Origin of the sequence: Ewingella americana ATCC 33852 (assembly GCF_000735345.1) — a bacterium.
GTDB classification, from domain to species: domain Bacteria; phylum Pseudomonadota; class Gammaproteobacteria; order Enterobacterales; family Enterobacteriaceae; genus Ewingella; species Ewingella americana.
This window is the reverse complement of sequence record NZ_JMPJ01000071.1, coordinates 129431-145820: the sequence shown is the minus strand read 5'-3', so window position 1 is coordinate 145820 and position 16390 is coordinate 129431. Positions and strand designations below refer to the sequence as shown.

15 protein-coding genes are annotated in these 16390 nt (G+C 56.0%); 11 read left to right on the top strand and 4 right to left on the bottom strand.

The features are described from left to right. Positions 1–24: 24 nt before the first annotated feature. On the bottom strand, positions 25–2739 hold the full coding sequence (gene mgtA, locus GEAM_RS20390) for a magnesium-translocating P-type ATPase (protein WP_034795367.1): 2715 nt from the start codon (positions 2737–2739) through the stop codon (positions 25–27). A gap of 439 nt (positions 2740–3178) precedes the next feature. Here mgtA and treR point away from each other — a divergent pair, with 439 nt between their 5' ends. The 3 genes from treR to treC all read left to right on the top strand — a co-directional run bounded on the left by treR (position 3179) and on the right by treC (position 7404). Continuing rightward, positions 3179–4129, top strand: a complete 951-nt coding sequence (gene treR, locus GEAM_RS20385; RefSeq protein WP_034795364.1) for a trehalose operon repressor TreR — start codon at positions 3179–3181, stop codon at positions 4127–4129. Positions 4130–4314: 185 nt separating this feature from the next. Next, the gene (gene treB / locus GEAM_RS20380; protein WP_034795361.1) at positions 4315–5733 is read left to right on the top strand and encodes a PTS trehalose transporter subunit IIBC; all 1419 of its coding nucleotides are present in this window, start codon (positions 4315–4317) and stop codon (positions 5731–5733) included. A gap of 33 nt (positions 5734–5766) precedes the next feature. Continuing rightward, entirely contained in the window at positions 5767–7404 is a 1638-nt protein-coding gene (gene treC / locus GEAM_RS20375; protein WP_034795358.1) for an alpha,alpha-phosphotrehalase, read from the top strand. 24 nt (positions 7405–7428) lie between these two features. On the opposite strand, the gene GEAM_RS20370 is transcribed toward treC, so the two are convergent. Continuing rightward, the gene (locus tag GEAM_RS20370) at positions 7429–7956 is read right to left on the bottom strand and encodes an NAD(P)H-dependent oxidoreductase (protein ID WP_034795356.1); all 528 of its coding nucleotides are present in this window, start codon (positions 7954–7956) and stop codon (positions 7429–7431) included. Between the two features lie 484 nt (positions 7957–8440). On the opposite strand from GEAM_RS20370, the gene nrdD reads away from it, so the two are divergent. Both nrdD and nrdG read left to right on the top strand, forming a co-directional pair. Further along, positions 8441–10576: an anaerobic ribonucleoside-triphosphate reductase gene (gene nrdD, locus GEAM_RS20365; RefSeq protein ID WP_034795437.1), complete on the top strand. Its 2136-nt coding sequence runs from the start codon at positions 8441–8443 to the stop codon at positions 10574–10576. A gap of 4 nt (positions 10577–10580) precedes the next feature. Beyond that, complete coding sequence (gene nrdG / locus GEAM_RS20360; RefSeq protein ID WP_034795353.1) at positions 10581–11045, top strand: anaerobic ribonucleoside-triphosphate reductase-activating protein; 465 nt, start codon at positions 10581–10583, stop codon at positions 11043–11045. A 50-nt stretch (positions 11046–11095) separates the two neighbouring features. Here nrdG and GEAM_RS20355 read toward each other — a convergent pair whose 3' ends face one another. Together GEAM_RS20355 and GEAM_RS22885 are read right to left on the bottom strand one after the other, a co-directional pair. Beyond that, positions 11096–11410 (bottom strand): CcdB family protein, encoded by a 315-nt coding sequence (locus tag GEAM_RS20355; protein WP_034795351.1) that lies wholly within the window; start codon positions 11408–11410, stop codon positions 11096–11098. After that, positions 11410–11571, bottom strand: a complete 162-nt coding sequence (locus tag GEAM_RS22885; protein ID WP_072009935.1) for a type II toxin-antitoxin system CcdA family antitoxin — start codon at positions 11569–11571, stop codon at positions 11410–11412. The genes GEAM_RS20355 and GEAM_RS22885 overlap by 1 nt, the downstream gene beginning before the upstream one ends. A gap of 291 nt (positions 11572–11862) precedes the next feature. Between GEAM_RS22885 and phnF the strand changes: the two genes are divergently transcribed. The 6 genes from phnF to phnK are packed head-to-tail and all read left to right on the top strand — an operon-like array spanning position 11863 to position 16382. Further along, positions 11863–12588, top strand: a complete 726-nt coding sequence (gene phnF, locus GEAM_RS23190; protein ID WP_034795434.1) for a phosphonate metabolism transcriptional regulator PhnF — start codon at positions 11863–11865, stop codon at positions 12586–12588. Further along, a complete protein-coding gene (gene phnG, locus GEAM_RS23185; RefSeq protein WP_034795348.1) occupies positions 12589–13032 on the top strand; it encodes a phosphonate C-P lyase system protein PhnG in 444 nt (147 codons plus the stop codon). A gap of 3 nt (positions 13033–13035) precedes the next feature. Then, complete coding sequence (gene phnH / locus GEAM_RS20340) at positions 13036–13617, top strand: phosphonate C-P lyase system protein PhnH (protein WP_034795345.1); 582 nt, start codon at positions 13036–13038, stop codon at positions 13615–13617. Further along, a complete protein-coding gene (locus GEAM_RS20335) occupies positions 13617–14714 on the top strand; it encodes a carbon-phosphorus lyase complex subunit (RefSeq protein WP_034795343.1) in 1098 nt (365 codons plus the stop codon). The genes phnH and GEAM_RS20335 overlap by 1 nt, the downstream gene beginning before the upstream one ends. Next, the gene (locus GEAM_RS20330; protein ID WP_034795340.1) at positions 14701–15591 is read left to right on the top strand and encodes an alpha-D-ribose 1-methylphosphonate 5-phosphate C-P-lyase PhnJ; all 891 of its coding nucleotides are present in this window, start codon (positions 14701–14703) and stop codon (positions 15589–15591) included. The genes GEAM_RS20335 and GEAM_RS20330 overlap by 14 nt, the downstream gene beginning before the upstream one ends. Beyond that, on the top strand, positions 15591–16382 hold the full coding sequence (phnK, locus tag GEAM_RS20325) for a phosphonate C-P lyase system protein PhnK (RefSeq protein ID WP_034795327.1): 792 nt from the start codon (positions 15591–15593) through the stop codon (positions 16380–16382). Before GEAM_RS20330 ends, phnK begins: the two co-directional genes overlap by 1 nt. The last annotated feature ends 8 nt before the right edge of the window (positions 16383–16390 follow it).

Sequence of the window (16390 nt, the reverse complement as noted above, 5' to 3'; positions counted from 1 at the left end):
CGCCTTAAGCTTAACAACTTACTGTTACTGCCAACCGTAGCGGCGAACGAACCAGCCTTTCACCGTTTGAGTCAGCACCATGTACCCCGCCAGAATCAGGATCAGCCACGGGAAGTAGCTCAGCGGCAGGGCCTGCAATTGCAGGAATCCGGCGGCCGGTGTGTAGATCAGACCGATGCCGGTGACAATCACCATCAGGGTCATCACGCACAGCGGCCAAGAGGCGCGGCTCTGAATAAACGGCACTTTGCGGGTGCGGATCATATGCACAATCAGTGTTTGCGACAGCAAGCCTTCAATAAACCAGCCAGACTGGAACAGGGTCTGCATTTCCGGCGTGTTGGCCTTGAACACCCACCACATCAGGCTGAAAGTCAGAATGTCGAACACTGAACTGATCGGCCCGAAGAACACCATAAAGCGGCCGATATCTCCGGCGTTCCAGTTCTGCGGCTTGGCGAGCTGCTCTTCATCCACGTTATCAAACGGGATAGCCACTTGAGACACATCGTAAATCAGGTTCTGAATTAACAGGTGCAGCGGCAACATTGGCAAGAACGGCAAGAAGGCGCTGGCGACCAGTACGCTGAAGACGTTACCGAAGTTGGAGCTGGCGGTCATCTTGATATATTTCAGCATGTTGGCGAAGGTTTTACGCCCTTCGGTCACCCCCTGCTCCAGCACCATCAGGCTCTTTTCCAGCAAGATGATGTCAGCTGCTTCTTTGGCGATATCCACCGCCGAGTCTACCGAAATGCCGATATCCGCCGCGCGCAGCGCCGGAGCATCATTGATGCCGTCGCCCATAAAGCCCACCACGTGGCCTTCGCCGCGCAGCACGCGCACGATGCGCTCTTTGTGCATTGGCGTCAGTTTGGCGAACACCGTAGTGCTCTCCGCTGCCACCAGCAGCTGGGCGTCATCCATATTTTCGATATCGCTGCCAATCAGGATCTCATCCACTTTCAGCCCAACGTCTTTACAGACTTTGCGCGCCACCAGCGGGTTGTCGCCGGTGAGGATTTTCACCGTCACTCCTTTGTTTTTTAACGCTTTCAGCGCAGGCGCGGTGCTCTCTTTTGGTGGATCAAGGAAGGCAATGTACCCGGCCAAAATCAGGCTGGATTCATCATTAATGCCGTAACCCTGAGTGCGCGATGGCATCACTTTGTGCGCCACGGCGACCACGCGCAGCCCCTGCTGGTTGAGGTCGTCGGTAATGCGGCGAATACGCGCCAGCAGCACATCGGTCAGCGGCACAATCTCACCGTTGAGCTGCACTAAGGTGCAAATCGACAGCATCTCTTCCAGCGCGCCTTTGCAAATCAGACGATGGCTGTCGGCATGGTCCGATACCACCACTGACATACGGCGGCGGTCGAAATCAAACGGGATCTCATCGACTTTCAATGAGTTGCGCGCATTGGCAATGTCACCGCGATCCAGCACCGCCACGTCGAGCAGGTTTTTCAGGCCGGTCTGATAGTGGCTGTTGAGCCACGCCAAGTGCAGCACTTCATCGCTGGTGACGCCAAGCACGTCGGTGTGGCGCTCGAGGACGATTTTATCCTGCGTCAGGGTGCCGGTTTTGTCGGTACACAGAATGTCCATCGCGCCGAAGTTCTGAATGGCGTCCAGACGTTTAACGATAACCTTCTGTTTTGAAAGCTTAACCGCGCCTTTCGCCAGAGTAGAAGTGACAATCATCGGCAGCATTTCTGGGGTCAGGCCCACCGCGACGGAGAGCGCAAACAGCGCCGCTTCCCACCAATCGCCCTTGGTGTAGCCATTGATCACCAGCACAATAGGGGTCATCACCATCATGAAGCGAATCAGCAGCCAGCTGACTTTGCTGATCCCGGCCTGGAAAGCGTTCGGCTGGGTCTCTTCTTGCGTCACGCGCTCGGCCAACTGGCCAAACCAAGTTTCGCCGCCGGTGGCAATCACAATCGCCATCGCCGTGCCGCTGACTACGTTAGTGCCCATGAAGCACAGGGTATCCTGCTCCAGCGGGTCGGAATCGGCGGGCATGCGGCTGTTGGCCTGCTTCTCGACCGGCAGGGACTCCCCGGTCAGCGCGGCTTGGCTGATAAAGAGGTCTTTGGCCGACAGAATGCGCAGGTCGGCGGGGATCATGTCTCCGGCGGAAAGCTTAATCAGGTCGCCCGGCACCAGCTGGCTGATAGGCACTTCGCAGGTTTCACTGCGGCCCGTTTCGGCATCGCTGCGCAGCACGGTGGCGGTGTTGCTGACCATGGCTTTCAGCGCGTCCGCCGCGCGGTTAGAGCGCGCTTCCTGAATGAAGTGCATAAAGGTGGAGATCAGCACCATCGCGCCAATCACCAAGGCCGCCGTCAGGTCGTCAGTGGCGTAAGAGACCAGCCCCAGCACGGTGAGCAGCAGGTTGAACGGGTTGCGATAGCAGTGCCACAGGTGCTGCCACCAAGGCGCGGGCTGCTGATCGTCAGTCTGGTTGAAGCCCACGCGCTCGCGGATAGCCTCGACCTCAGGGCCGGTCAGCCCTTCCGGGTGGCTGCCAAATTGCAGATACAGCTGATCTTCCGTCGCGCGGGCGCACTTCAGGCTGTGATTGGCCATGCTGGCAGGAATTTCCTGCGCTTTGCCACCGTGCACATTTTGTTGCAATGCATCACCCAGCAGGGGATCACGGCGAACCAGACGGCGTGGTAAGTTACGGCTTAGTGCATTGAGCAGTCGTTGAGTAATAGTTTTGAACATCGTTCGACCCTTTGTTGCGCCCAGAATCTAAAATTTAGGCATGGCAAAAGCAAACCCATATCCCGCTGCAACACGCAGGCGTGACTAGCCCGTGCAGGAGAATGGATAAATTAAAATTGGGGGGGACGAACGAAAATCGATCGCCACCGCTTACCTGTACAGCACTCTTTCAAGCGTTAGTGTCACGGTAAGCAGTAGCTAAAAAGCGGGTGCTTACCGGATCACAACGGACTTACAGAATTGGGGTCGGGTCCCATTAGGTTTTTATCTCCGGTAAGGAACGTTTAGGAAAAGATACCCGTCCGGTATTACAATTCATCGGCTGAGCAAAACCCTCAGCGGATCGGCAAATTGACATACAGTGGGCATCAAACGCCCGCAGTGTACGCTGGTTAACTGCAACCAAACATAAACCTGATCAATCATTAGCGCTTAAATCATGCAAAATCGCCTGACCATTAATGACATTGCCCGCCTGAGCGGGGTCGGTAAATCTACCGTTTCACGCGTGCTAAACAATGAAGGCAACGTCAGCCCACGCACGCGCGAAAGGGTGCTGGCGGTGATTGAGCAGCATAATTTCAGCCCGTCGAAGTCGGCGCGGGCGATGCGCGGCTTCAGCGATAAGATTGTGGCGATCATCGTGTCGCGCCTTGATTCTCCCTCTGAGAATCAGGCGGTGCGCGCCATGCTGCCGCTGTTTTATGAGCAGGGCTACGACCCGATTGTGATGGAAAGCCAGTTCAGCGCCGAACGCGTGCAAGAGCATTTGCAGGTGCTGAAGCAGCGCAATATCGACGGCGTGGTGCTGTTTGGTTTCACCGGGCTGGATGTCTCGATGCTGCAAGGCTGGCAGGACAATCTGGTGATGATGGCGCGCGAAATGCCGCAGTTTTCGTCTGTCTGCTATGACGACGCGGGCGCGGTGCGGCTGCTGATGGACACCCTGCTGGAGAAAGGCCATCGGCAGATAAGCTTTATCGGGGTCTCGCCGCAAGATACCACCACTGGCCAGTTACGTTTTGAGGCTTACCAAAGCTACTGCGCGGAACACGGCCTGACGCCGCATATGGCGCTGGGCAAACTGAACTATGAAAGCGGCTTCGAGCTGATTTCTCACGTCTTGCTCCCTGAGACCGACGCGGTGATTTGCGCCTCCGACACCATCGCGCTCGGCGCAGAGAAATACCTGCAACAACAGAACATTAGCGGCGTTCAGGTGTGCGGTATTGGTAACAACCCCCTGCTCCGCTTCCTCTTCCCTAATACCTTCTCGGTCGAGCTGGGTTATGGCAAAGGTGGCGAATCCGCTGCCCGCCAGCTGCTGGTCCAACTCAGCCAAAAAACTGACTTAAGGCAAATTATTATTCCGGGCCAATTGGCCAGCTGAATACCTCACTTTGAGCCATGCAGAAAAATTGTGATCTACCGCTTAAAACCGGGAACGTTCCCAGACAAGTTCCCATCGGTTTGGCTATGCTAAAGGTCGAAATGTACCCTAACGACAATCACAATATCCCTAGCGTCCTTGGCTCCTCCTTAGCGTCAGGTACAAAGGGAACATAAGGTCAATCCATGAGCAAAGTAAATCAGCAAGCTGTTAATCGGCTAATAGAGCTGGTCGGCGGAAGCGAAAATATCGCCACGGTCACGCACTGTATTACCCGCCTGCGCTTCGTATTAAATAATCCAGAGAAAGCCGATCCGAAAGCCATTGAAGAGTTGCCAATGGTCAAAGGGTGTTTCACCAATGCTGGCCAGTTCCAAGTGGTTATTGGTCCTGAAGTTGACGATTACTACAAAGCCCTGATCGCCACCAGCGGCAAAGATGACACTGGTAAAGAGGCCGCCAAGGTCGCTGCTCGCCAGAATATGAGCTGGGTGGAGCGCGGCATTTCGCACTTCGCAGAGATCTTCTTCCCCCTGCTGCCTGCTCTTATAAGCGGCGGTTTGATTTTAGGTTTCCGCAACGTCATCGGTGATATCCCGATGAGCGGTGGCCAGACATTGGCCCAGATGCACCCAATGTGGAAAACCATCTACGACTTCCTGTGGTTGCTGGGTGAAGCCATCTTCATGTTCCTGCCAGTGGCGGTGTGTTGGTCCACGGTGAAGAAAATGGGCGGCACCGAAATCCTCGGTATCGTGCTGGGTATCACGCTGGTTTCCCCGCAGCTGATGAACTCCTACAACCTCGGCCAGCAAATTCCTGAAGTGTGGAACTTCGGCTGGTTCACCATTGAGAAAGTGGGTTATCAGGCGCAGGTCATTCCTTCTATGCTGGCGGGTATGGCATTAGCCATTATCGAAAACGGCCTGAAGAAAATCGTGCCGAACTACCTCTATCTGGTCATCGTGCCGGTGGTGTCGTTGATCCTCGCCGTATTCCTGGCCCACACCCTGATTGGTCCATTCGGCCGCATGATTGGTGATGGCGTAGCATGGGCTGTGAAAGCCGTGATGACCGGCAGCTTCGCACCAATTGGCGCCGCGCTGTTTGGCTTCCTCTATGCACCTTTGGTTATCACCGGCGTGCACCAGACCACGCTAGCCATCGACATGCAGATGGTGCAAAGCACCGGCGGCACGCCAGTTTGGCCGCTGATTGCTATCTCCAACATCGCGCAAGCGGCGGCGGTCGTCGGCATCATTATTGCTTCTAAGAAACACAACGAACGCGAAGTTTCAGTGCCGGCCGCCATCTCCGCCTTCCTCGGCGTAACCGAACCGGCGATGTACGGTATCAACCTGAAATATCGCTTCCCAATGCTCTGCGCGATGGTTGGCTCCGCAGTGGCTTCCCTGATTTGTGGCCTGAGCGGCGTCACGGCTAACGGTATCGGCGTTGGCGGCTTGCCGGGCATTCTGTCGATTAAACCGCAGTTCTGGGGCGTGTTCGCACTGGCAATGCTGGTCGCCACCGTCATTCCAATCATTCTGACGGTACTGGTTTACAAGCGTAAAGCGCGTAAAGGCGAGCTGGCGATTGTTTAGTAAAAGATGACGCATTAAGAAAAGGATAAGACGATGAGCAGTGAATTGCCGTGGTGGAAAAACGGCGTGATTTACCAGATTTACCCGAAGAGTTTTCAGGACACCACCGGCAACGGCATGGGGGATATCAACGGTATCACCCGCCGTCTGGACTACCTGAAAACCCTCGGCGTTGATGCGCTGTGGATAACGCCAATGTACGTTTCTCCGCAGGTTGATAACGGCTACGACGTGGCCGACTACTGCGCTATCGACCCGGATTACGGTACGCTGGAAGATTTCGAAAATTTAACCACCGAAGCCCATCGCCGCGGGATCCGCATTGTTATGGACATGGTGTTTAACCACTCATCGACCCATCACGAGTGGTTTAAACAGGCACAAGATCCCGCCAGTCCTTATCGCGATTACTACATCTGGCGCGATGCCGACAGCGCCGGAGGCCCGCCAAACAACTGGCGTTCCAAGTTTGGCGGCGGCGCATGGCAGTGGCACGAGGCGAGCGAGCAGTACTATCTGCATCTGTTCGCCAGCGAGCAGGCGGACCTTAACTGGGAACACCCGCCGGTTCGCGAAGCGCTGAAAAAGATCTGCCAATTCTGGGCGGAAAGAGGGGTGGATGGCCTGCGTCTCGACGTGATCAACCTGATTTCCAAACAGCAAGATTTCCCGTCCGACGACATCGGCGATGGCCGCCGTTTCTACACCGACGGCCCGCGCATTCACGAGTTCCTACAAGAATTCAGCCGTGACGTCTTCAAGCCGCTGGGCCTGATGACCGTCGGCGAGATGTCGTCAACCAAGCTAGAGCACTGTCGCAAATACGCCGCCAATGACGGCAGCGAGCTGTCGATGACCTTCAACTTCCACCACCTGAAAGTGGATTATCCTAACGGTGAGAAGTGGACCAAGGCCGCGCCAGATTTCGTGCAGCTCAAGCAGATTTTCAATGAGTGGCAGCAAGGGATGCACGGCCACGCGTGGAACGCGCTGTTCTGGTGTAACCACGACCAGCCGCGTATTGTGAGCCGCTTTGGTGAAAATGGTAAGCTGCGCGTGCCTGCCGCCAAGATGCTGGCGATGGTGCTGCACGGCATGCAGGGCACGCCTTACATCTATCAGGGTGAAGAGCTGGGGATGACCAATCCGGGCTATCAGCATCTTGAGCAATACCGCGATGTGGAAAGCCTGAATATGTTTGCTGAGTTGAAGGCCAGTGGCCGAAACGAGGCAGAACTGCTGGAGATTTTGGCCTCGAAATCCCGCGACAATGGCCGTACGCCAATGCAGTGGGACGCCTCGGCCAATGCGGGCTTCACCACCGGCACGCCGTGGATCACCCCGAGCGAGAATTACACCCAAATCAACACCGAACAGGCGCTGGCGGACACCGATTCGGTGTTTTACACCTATCAGTATCTGATTCGCCTGCGCAAAGAGCTGCCGGTGCTGACTCACGGTGATTATCAAGACCTGCTGCCGGATAACCCACACCTGTGGTGCTATCGCCGTACTTGGCACGGCGAGCAGCTAACGGTGATTGCTAACCTCAGCGGTGAGCAGCAGATCCTCAATCTTGATAACCACCAGCAGGCACCTATCTTCAGCAACTATGCTGATGCGCCGGTCGCCAACTGCCTGCGACCGTACGAGTGCCTCTATTTGTTATAAAGCAGTAGCCCAGAGCCAGCGCGATTAAAGCTGGCTCTTCAGTAATGCCAGCGTGCGTTCAACATGATGAGGAACCTGTTCGTCAGTCATGTTGTTCGCGCCTTGGATCAGTAGCGGCTCCAGCCAATCCATACCAGTACGATTAGCCACGGCGTGGAAAGGCAGCAGCTGATCTTTTGCCGGGTAACGGTTGTAACCCTCTGGCGTGTAAGCCTTTTCATCCCCGCCCGTCGAAACAATCACCTGCAAGGTCTTGCCCTGAAGCGCCGTGCCGTTGGTGCCGTAGGCGAAACCGTAGGTTAATACCGCATCTTCCCACTCTTTCAAAATCGCCGGAGAGCTGTACCAGAAAAACGGGAACATCATGACGATGTGCTGGTGGTTTTTCAGCAGCTCGTGCTCACGCGCCACATCGATTTTATAGTCTGGGTATTCGCGCATTAACTCATGCACGGTGATGCCCGGAACCTCACGCAGCGCGGCAACTTGCGCTTTGTTGATGCGAGATTGGTCCGGAGTGCGGTGGGCGCTTAACACTAAAATCGATGACATATTCACTTCCTCAATAGGTATAAGAGAGGCATCGCTCTGCCTGTTGAGGCTATCTTTTCATGTCCGCGTCTTGCCCTGTAGACCCTCAGCGGTCAATTCAGTTTAAACCTAAAGTATCAACCAAATCGAAACCGTGTCCGGCTGATTTGCCCTCTTATTGCAGGGAAATGTGACCTGTATAACTCGCTTAAAAGGAAGCAATTTTTACGCCATTTATCAGGCCATTTTGGTCGTTTGCTCAATCAATAAACTTATGCGGGGAATCTTTGTTTTAGGTCAAAGGAAAGCGTATTTCAAAGATACAGGAATTCTTTATAGACTATATATTGTGGGCCGATTAATAAAAACAACCCAACATATAGCGTTATGCACTTTCCCTGCGGATACGGCTCCAGCCCTTGAGCAGTGCGGCATTGCGCCTAAAAGGAGTTAAATTGTGAAGGCTGACCTGTTGAAATCTGATCCCGTCAATACTCGCCACCAACTGCCGATCGTCATTAAGCGGGACGGATGCAAAGTGCCTTTCAATAGCAGCCTGATTCAGCAAGCGGTAAGCCGCGCGGCAAGTGCGGCAGGTATCGACAACGCCGAATATTGCCAACAGGTCGCCCAAGTAGTGGGTGAAGCGCTGCTGGATAAATCGCAGGTGGATATCAATGAGATCCAAGACGCGGTGGAAAACCAGCTGATGTCCGGCCCGTACAAAAAACTGGCGCGCGCCTATATTGAATATCGCCATGACCGGGATGTGACGCGCGAGCTGCGCGGCAGGTTGAATCAGGAGATTCGCGGGCTGGTCGAACAGAGCAACGTGGCGCTGCTCAATGAAAATGCCAATAAAGACAGCAAAGTGATCCCCACCCAGCGCGACCTGCTGGCGGGCATTGTCGCCAAGCACTATGCCAAACAACATATTTTGCCGCGTGACGTGGTTCTGGCGCACGAGCGCGGTGAAATTCACTATCATGACCTCGACTATTCGCCTTTTTTCCCGATGTTTAACTGCATGTTGATCGACCTGAAAGGCATGCTGACCAAGGGGTTCAAAATGGGTAATGCGGAAATTGACACCCCTAAGTCAATTTCCACCGCAACGGCAGTCACCGCGCAAATCATCGCTCAGGTCGCCAGCCATATTTATGGCGGCACGACCATCAATCGCATTGATGAGATCCTCGCCCCCTTTGTGACCGAGAGTTTCAACAAGCACAAAGCCGTGGCTGAAGAGTGGCAGGTGGCAGACGGTGAAGCTTTCGCCCGCAGCCGCACTGAGAAAGAGTGTTACGACGCCTTCCAGTCGCTGGAATATGAGGTGAATACGCTGCACACCGCCAACGGCCAGACGCCTTTTGTCACCTTTGGCTTCGGGCTGGGCACCTCTTGGGAATCGCGCCTGATCCAGCAGTCTATTCTGCGCAATCGCATCGCCGGTCTGGGCAAAAACCATAAAACCGCCGTGTTCCCTAAACTGGTATTTGCTATCCGTGAAGGCCTCAACCGCCAGCCGGGCGACGCCAACTACGACATCAAACAGCTCGCGCTCGAGTGCGCCAGCAAACGCATGTACCCGGATATTCTCAACTACGAGCAGGTGGTCAAGGTCACCGGCTCGTTCAAAACGCCAATGGGCTGCCGCAGCTTCCTCGGCGTCTATGAAGAGAACGGCGAGATGCAGCACGACGGGCGCAACAATATTGGCGTGATCAGCCTGAATCTGCCGCGCATCGCCCTTGAAGCGGGCCGCGACGAAACGGCCTTCTGGGCCTTGCTCGACCAAAGACTGCTGCTGGCGAAAAAGGCCTTGATGACGCGCATTGCACGGCTGGACGGCATCAAAGCCCGCGTCGCGCCAATCCTCTATATGGAAGGGGCCTGCGGCGTGCGGCTGAAAGCTGACGACGACATCGCGCCTATCTTCAAAAATGGCCGCGCGTCGATCTCGCTGGGTTATATCGGGGTGCATGAAACCATCAACGCGCTGTATGGCAACCAAACTCACGTTTTCGACGCCGAGCAGCTGCGCGAGAAGGCCATCGCCATCGTTAATCGCCTGAAAGAGGCCACCGAGGCGTGGAAAGAAGAAACCGGCTACGGCTTCAGCCTGTACAGCACGCCGAGCGAAAACTTGTGCGACCGCTTCTGCCGTCTGGACGCCGCCGAGTTCGGCCTGATCCCCGGCGTCACCGACAAAAGCTACTACACCAACAGCTTCCATCTCGACGTCGAGAAGAAGGTGAACCCTTATCAGAAGCTGGATTTTGAAGCCCCCTACCCGCCACTGAGCAACGGCGGCTTCATCTGCTATGGCGAATACCCGAACCTGCAACATAACCTGAAAGCGCTGGAAGACGTCTGGGACTACAGCTACTCACGGGTGCCTTACTACGGCACCAACACGCCAATCGACGAGTGCTACGAGTGCCACTTCACCGGCGAGTTCGACTGCACCAGCAAAGGCTTCACCTGCCCGAAATGTGGCAACCACGAGCCGTCACGCGTCTCGGTCACCCGCCGGGTCTGTGGCTATCTCGGCAGCCCCGACGCCCGACCGTTCAACGCCGGTAAGCAGGAAGAGGTAAAACGTCGCGTCAAGCATCTGGGAAATGGGCAATTAGGTTAACGCTTTGAACTTCCATCAATATTACAGTGTGGACGTCGTTAACGGACCGGGGACACGCTGCGTGCTGTTCGTCTCCGGCTGCGTCCATGAATGCCGCGGGTGCTACAACAAAAGCACCTGGCGACTGGACTCAGGCAAGCCCTTCACCCCACAAGATGAAGATAAGATTATTGCCGACCTGCAAGACGAATTGATCCCCCGCCAAGGGCTGACGCTGTCCGGCGGCGACCCTTTGCATCCGCAAAATTTGTCCGCAGTTCGCCATCTGCTAGAACGTGTTCAGGCCGAATGCCCCGGCAAAAACGTCTGGATGTGGACCGGCTATAAGCTCGATGAATTAACCGCCGACCAGCAGCAAGTGGTCGAGTTAATCAACGTGTTGGTAGATGGCAAATTTGTGCAAGAGCTGAAAGACCCCGCCCTTATCTGGCGCGGCAGCTCGAATCAGGTGATTCATTACTTGAGGTGAAGTGATGAGGATAATGAAGAGAGAGGAATCTTACTCCTCTCTCTTATTATTCAAATACCATTCAGTAGAAAATCAAAGGCATTTTTGACGTCGTAAATTTCTCCATCAAGCCGACTGACCCGCTCCCCAACCTCACACGAGTGAACGCCACCCAGCATGTGTGTCATGGCAACACAGAATTGATGTTCCACTCGTAGCAGTGGGCACAGCTTTTTGGGCGGAAAAGCAGTTAACTTAACCAGCGGAACTAAAGGAACCATCACGGTAGGGCTAATGCCCTCAACCAGAGGGTGCTGTATGTTCAGCAGAAAAGGATAAGCGGCCTTTCCTCCACCTTTATTCTCATAAACAGCGTACTGCTCCATCAAAAAGCCCGCTGGTAATCAGAGAAAGCGCCATTCTCTTCGGCATATCGTTTGACTGCCTCGAGACCTTGCTGATTTTCGCGCAACCAAATTTCGGCGGCGGTTTCGGGTAATACCGGCTTTTCGGCAGGCTGAAAATCCATATTATTTGCTTCAGACATACATATTCCTTATGTGAGAGAGACTTACCTTTTCCTATTCCTCATTGAGTGTAATTTGAACACTCCTGCCCCGTAAACTCCCCTCTCACTTTCCTGCGAGCTGTCTTCCACTCTTCATTTATCTGCAACCCGCCATTCACCAAATTGTCACTTAGCTCGGCCATTCTGATGCCAACACCGAAACGAGGTTGGCACTATGAAAGCGTATTTCCCTCTGTTCATCGCTTCCCCGCCAGCTCAATTTTTTAGGTTTTTCTCTGCTCGTTAAGACCGTGCGAGGTTTTCATTATGATGAACTTATCTAGACATCCGACCAGTTACCCCACGCGATATCAGCAAATTGCTGCCGAACTTGAACTCGAACTGCGCAACGGCTATCGCTGTGGCGACTATCTTCCTCCTGAACAACAACTTGCCGACCGCTTTCAGGTCAATCGCCACACGCTGCGTCGCGCGGTTGATGAGCTGGTTGAACGCGGCTGGCTGCAACGCCGTCAGGGGATAGGCACGCTGGTCCTGATGCGCCCTTACGACTACCCGCTGCACTCGCAGGCCCGCTTTAGTCAGAACCTGTTGGAGCAAGGCAGTCACCCCACCAGCGAAAGATTGTTAGCCGTGCTGCGACCTTGTACCGACCACGTCGCAACGGCCCTTTCACGGCAAGAGGGCGACACGGTGATTCACCTGCGCACGCTGCGTCGGGTGAACGGGGTGCCGGTCAGCGTTATCGACCACTACCTGCCGGACCTCGACTGGTGGCCCTCTCTGCAAAATTTCCACAATGGTTCGCTGCACGACTTTATCCGTACCGAAATCAAACAGACCCTGACCCGCCGCACTACCCGCATTAACGCCCGCCGCGCACTGGCGAAAGAAAGCAAATTACTCGAAATCGTCCCGCAGGCCCCGTTGCTGTGCGTGCGGACTCTCAACACCTGTGACGGCAGTGGCAACGTGGCGGAATACTCCGTCGGGCTGACCCGTGCCGACATGATTGAATTGACAATGGAGCACTGAATGCACGCCCTCGAAAATCGCCAGCGCTGGATGTCAGTGCTGGCACACAGCCAGCCCGCCGAACTTCTGGCGCTGTGGCAACCGCTGAACCTCTCTCCAAAATTTGAACGCCTGCGCGCCGCAGAAACTGGCTTGACCCAGTTGCAAGGCCGCATGGGTGGCACCGGCAAACGCTTTGTAATGGGTGACATGACCGTCACTCGCGCCGTGGTGCAGCTCGATTCCGGCGTTTATGGCTACAGCTATGTCGCCGGTCGCGACAAAGCTCATGCCGAACTGTGCGCCATTATTGACGCGCTGTTACAGGTCAACGGCATGGATGAGCTGTTGCATAAATCTCTGATCGCCCCGCTGGCCGCTACCCAACAAGAGCGCCGCGAACAGCGCGCCCGGGAAGTGGCAGCCAGCCGCGTCGACTTCTTCACCTTGGTTCGCGGAGAGTAATCCATGTCACTTGTTGCCAGCTTCCAAAATCCCGTCGCCGATGCGCAGTTCAGCTTTCGCCGCATCCTTAAAGCCCTTAGCGAACCGGGAACCTGCGTCGAATTGCCTGCCGTTCCGGGCTTCGGCGCGCTCGGCTCTGCCAGCGCCTGCGTGCTGTTAACGCTGATTGATCAAGACACGCCGTTGTGGATAAGCGCCGCGCTGAATGACGACATTCTGCGTAAAAACCTGCGCTTCCACACTGGCGCGGTTCTGACCGAAGAACCTTCCTCCGTCAGCTTCGCGCTGGCTGATCCGGCCCTCGATAGCGCCACCTTGCTGGCTTTCCCTTGCGGCGACGAAATGTCTCCAGAGCTTGCCACCAGCGTGATTGTGCAGCTCGAAGGTTTGAGTGGCGGCCCTGCGCTGCGCCTGACTGGGCCGGGCATTGAGTCCGAGCGCGTGATCACCCCGCAATTGCCAGACGCGGTGCGCCAATACCTGCTTAACCGTCCGCACCGCTTCCCGCTGGGGCTGGATTTCATGTTTACCTGCGGTGACGAGCTGATTGCAGTGCCGCGCACCACCCGCGTGGAGGTTTGCTGATGTACGTAGCCGTTAAAGGGGGCGAAAAAGCCATTGCTGCCGCCCATCAACTTCTGGCGCACGAGCGCCGTGGTGACACCCGCGTTGATGAACTTGAATGCGCGCAAATCGAGCAACAGCTTGGTCTGGCGGTAGATCGCGTGATGAGCGAAGGCGGAATTTACGACCGCCAGCTGGCCGCGCTGGCTATCAAGCAGTCGAGCGGCGACTTGGTCGAAGCGATTTTTCTGCTGCGCGCCTATCGCACCACCCTGCCACGCCTCGCCACCAGCCAGCCGCTGGACACCAGCGATATGCGCCTCGAACGCCGTATTTCTGCGGTGTATAAGGACTTGCCGGGCGGACAGGTCCTTGGCCCGACCTACGATTACACCCACCGTTTGCTGGATTTCGCGCTGCTGGCCGAAGGCGAAGCGCCGTTCACGCCCATCGCCGACGAAACCCTGCCAGAGCAGTGCAGCCACGTTTTTGACCTGCTGACCGCGCAACAGTTGGCGGTGAAGGAAGAGGATGACGGCAGCGAGCCGGAAGACATCACCCGCACCCCGCCGGTTTACCCTGCTTCTCGCGCGGCTCGCCTGCAACAGCTGGTACGCGGCGACGAAGGTTTCCTGCTCTCCCTGAGCTACTCCACCCAGCGTGGTTATGGCCGCACCCACCCCTTTGCTGGCGAAATTCGTACCGGCTGGCTGACGGTGGAAATCGTGCCGGAAGAGCTGGGCTTTGCGATTGATATCGGCGAGATCTTGCTGACCGAATGCGAAATGGTGAACAGCTTTGTCACCCCGGACGACAAGCCGCCGCACTTCACCCGTGGCTACGGCTTGGTGTTTGGCCGCGCCGAGCGCAAGGCGATGTCGATGTCGCTGGTCGACCGCGCATTGCAGACCAAAGAGTACAACGAACTGGTGAATAGCCCGGCGCAGGACGAAGAGTTCGTGCTGTCTCATGCCGACAACGTCGAGGCCGCCGGTTTTGTTTCCCACCTCAAACTGCCGCACTACGTTGACTTCCAGGCCGAACTGGAACTGCTGAAACGCCTGCGCCAGCAGCATGATTCAACGACTTCACAGGACTCAGACCATGAAAAGCAGTGATAACCACGCCGCCATCATCGCGGGCTATAACCACGGCTATCTCGACGAACAGACCAAACGCATGATCCGTCGCGCCATTCTGAAAGCCGTGGCGATCCCCGGTTATCAAGTGCCGTTCGCCGGTCGCGAAATGCCCATGCCTTACGGCTGGGGCACCGGCGGTATTCAGATCACCGCCAGCATTATTGGTCAGCAAGACGTGCTGAAAGTTATCGACCAAGGCGCTGACGACACCACCAACGCCGTGTCGATTCGCAAGTTCTTCCAGAGCGTCGCCGGGGTGAAAACCACCGAGAAAACCGTCGATGCGTCGCTGATCCAGACCCGTCACCGCATCCCTGAGACGCCGTTGACCGAAGATCAGGTGCTGATTTTCCAAGTGCCCATCCCAGAGCCGCTGCGCTTTATCGAGCCGCGCGAAACCGAGACGCGCAAGATGCACGCGCTGGAAGAGTACGGCGTGATGCAGGTGAAATTGTATGAGGACATCGCGCGCTTCGGCCATATCGCCACCACCTACGCCTACCCGGTCAAGGTGAACGATCGCTACGTGATGGACCCGTCGCCAATCCCGAAATTTGATAACCCGAAAATGCACATGATGCCCGCGCTGCAACTGTTTGGTGCCGGTCGCGAGAAACGCATTTACGCCCTGCCGCCGTTCACCAAGGTGGAAAGCCTCGACTTCGAGGACCACCCTTTCACCGTGCAGCAGTGGGATGAGCCTTGCGCTATTTGCGGCTCGCACCACAGCTATCTCGACGAAGTGGTGCTCGACGACCTCGGCAACCGGATGTTCGTGTGCTCAGACACCGACTTCTGCGCCCAGCAGGTCGAGCTGAACAGCCAACAAACCCAGAATAAGGCGCAACACTGATGACCACTCCACGCCAACTCAACGCTGAACCTCTGCTGTCGGTCAACAACTTGACCCACCTGTATGCGCCGGGCAAAGGCTTTAGCGATGTCTCTTTCAATCTCTATCCGGGCGAAGTGCTGGGCATCGTGGGCGAATCTGGCTCCGGTAAAACCACGCTGTTGCAGTCAATCTCCGCGCGCCTCGCGCCACAGCAGGGGCAGGTTATCTATAACAACGGTCAGCAGGCTGCGCAGTCGCTTTACGACATGCCGGAAAGCGACCGCCGCCGCCTCCTGCGCACCGATTGGGGCGTGGTGCATCAGCACCCGATGGACGGCCTGCGTCGTCAGGTTTCCGCTGGCGGCAATATCGGCGAGCGCCTGATGGCCATTGGTCAGCGTAACTATGGTGATATCCGTAAACAGGCCGCTAAGTGGCTGGAAGATGTGGAAATTCCGGTGTCTCGCCTCGACGACATGCCAACCACGTTCTCCGGCGGTATGCAGCAGCGCCTGCAAATCGCCCGCAATCTGGTGACGCATCCGCGTCTGGTATTTATGGATGAGCCAACCGGCGGTCTGGATGTGTCCGTGCAGGCCCGCCTGCTGGACTTACTGCGCACCTTGGTGGTGGAGATGCAGCTCGCGGTGGTGATTGTGACCCACGATTTGGGCGTCGCGCGCCTGCTGGCGAACCGTCTGCTGGTGATGAAGCAGGGTCAGGTGGTGGAAAGTGGTTTAACCGACCGCGTGCTCGACGATCCACATCATCCTTACACGCAGTTATTAGTTTCCTCGGTATTGTCTTAACAGGTGAC

What these genes read in the sequence shown, in the direction of transcription:
- phnF (WP_034795434.1), top strand. Translation starts at nt 11,863, where the DNA reads ATGAACTTATCTAGACATCCGACCAGTTACCCCACGCGATATCAGCAA.
- GEAM_RS20330 (WP_034795340.1), top strand. Translation starts at nt 14,701, where the DNA reads ATGAAAAGCAGTGATAACCACGCCGCCATCATCGCGGGCTATAACCAC.
- phnK (WP_034795327.1), top strand. Translation starts at nt 15,591, where the DNA reads ATGACCACTCCACGCCAACTCAACGCTGAACCTCTGCTGTCGGTCAAC.
- GEAM_RS20335 (WP_034795343.1), top strand. Translation starts at nt 13,617, where the DNA reads ATGTACGTAGCCGTTAAAGGGGGCGAAAAAGCCATTGCTGCCGCCCAT.
- treB (WP_034795361.1), top strand. Translation starts at nt 4,315, where the DNA reads ATGAGCAAAGTAAATCAGCAAGCTGTTAATCGGCTAATAGAGCTGGTC.
- GEAM_RS20355 (WP_034795351.1), bottom strand. Translation starts at nt 11,410, where the DNA reads ATGGAGCAGTACGCTGTTTATGAGAATAAAGGTGGAGGAAAGGCCGCT.
- GEAM_RS22885 (WP_072009935.1), bottom strand. Translation starts at nt 11,571, where the DNA reads ATGTCTGAAGCAAATAATATGGATTTTCAGCCTGCCGAAAAGCCGGTA.
- mgtA (WP_034795367.1), bottom strand. Translation starts at nt 2,739, where the DNA reads ATGTTCAAAACTATTACTCAACGACTGCTCAATGCACTAAGCCGTAAC.
- phnG (WP_034795348.1), top strand. Translation starts at nt 12,589, where the DNA reads ATGCACGCCCTCGAAAATCGCCAGCGCTGGATGTCAGTGCTGGCACAC.
- treR (WP_034795364.1), top strand. Translation starts at nt 3,179, where the DNA reads ATGCAAAATCGCCTGACCATTAATGACATTGCCCGCCTGAGCGGGGTC.
- treC (WP_034795358.1), top strand. Translation starts at nt 5,767, where the DNA reads ATGAGCAGTGAATTGCCGTGGTGGAAAAACGGCGTGATTTACCAGATT.
- GEAM_RS20370 (WP_034795356.1), bottom strand. Translation starts at nt 7,956, where the DNA reads ATGTCATCGATTTTAGTGTTAAGCGCCCACCGCACTCCGGACCAATCT.
- phnH (WP_034795345.1), top strand. Translation starts at nt 13,036, where the DNA reads ATGTCACTTGTTGCCAGCTTCCAAAATCCCGTCGCCGATGCGCAGTTC.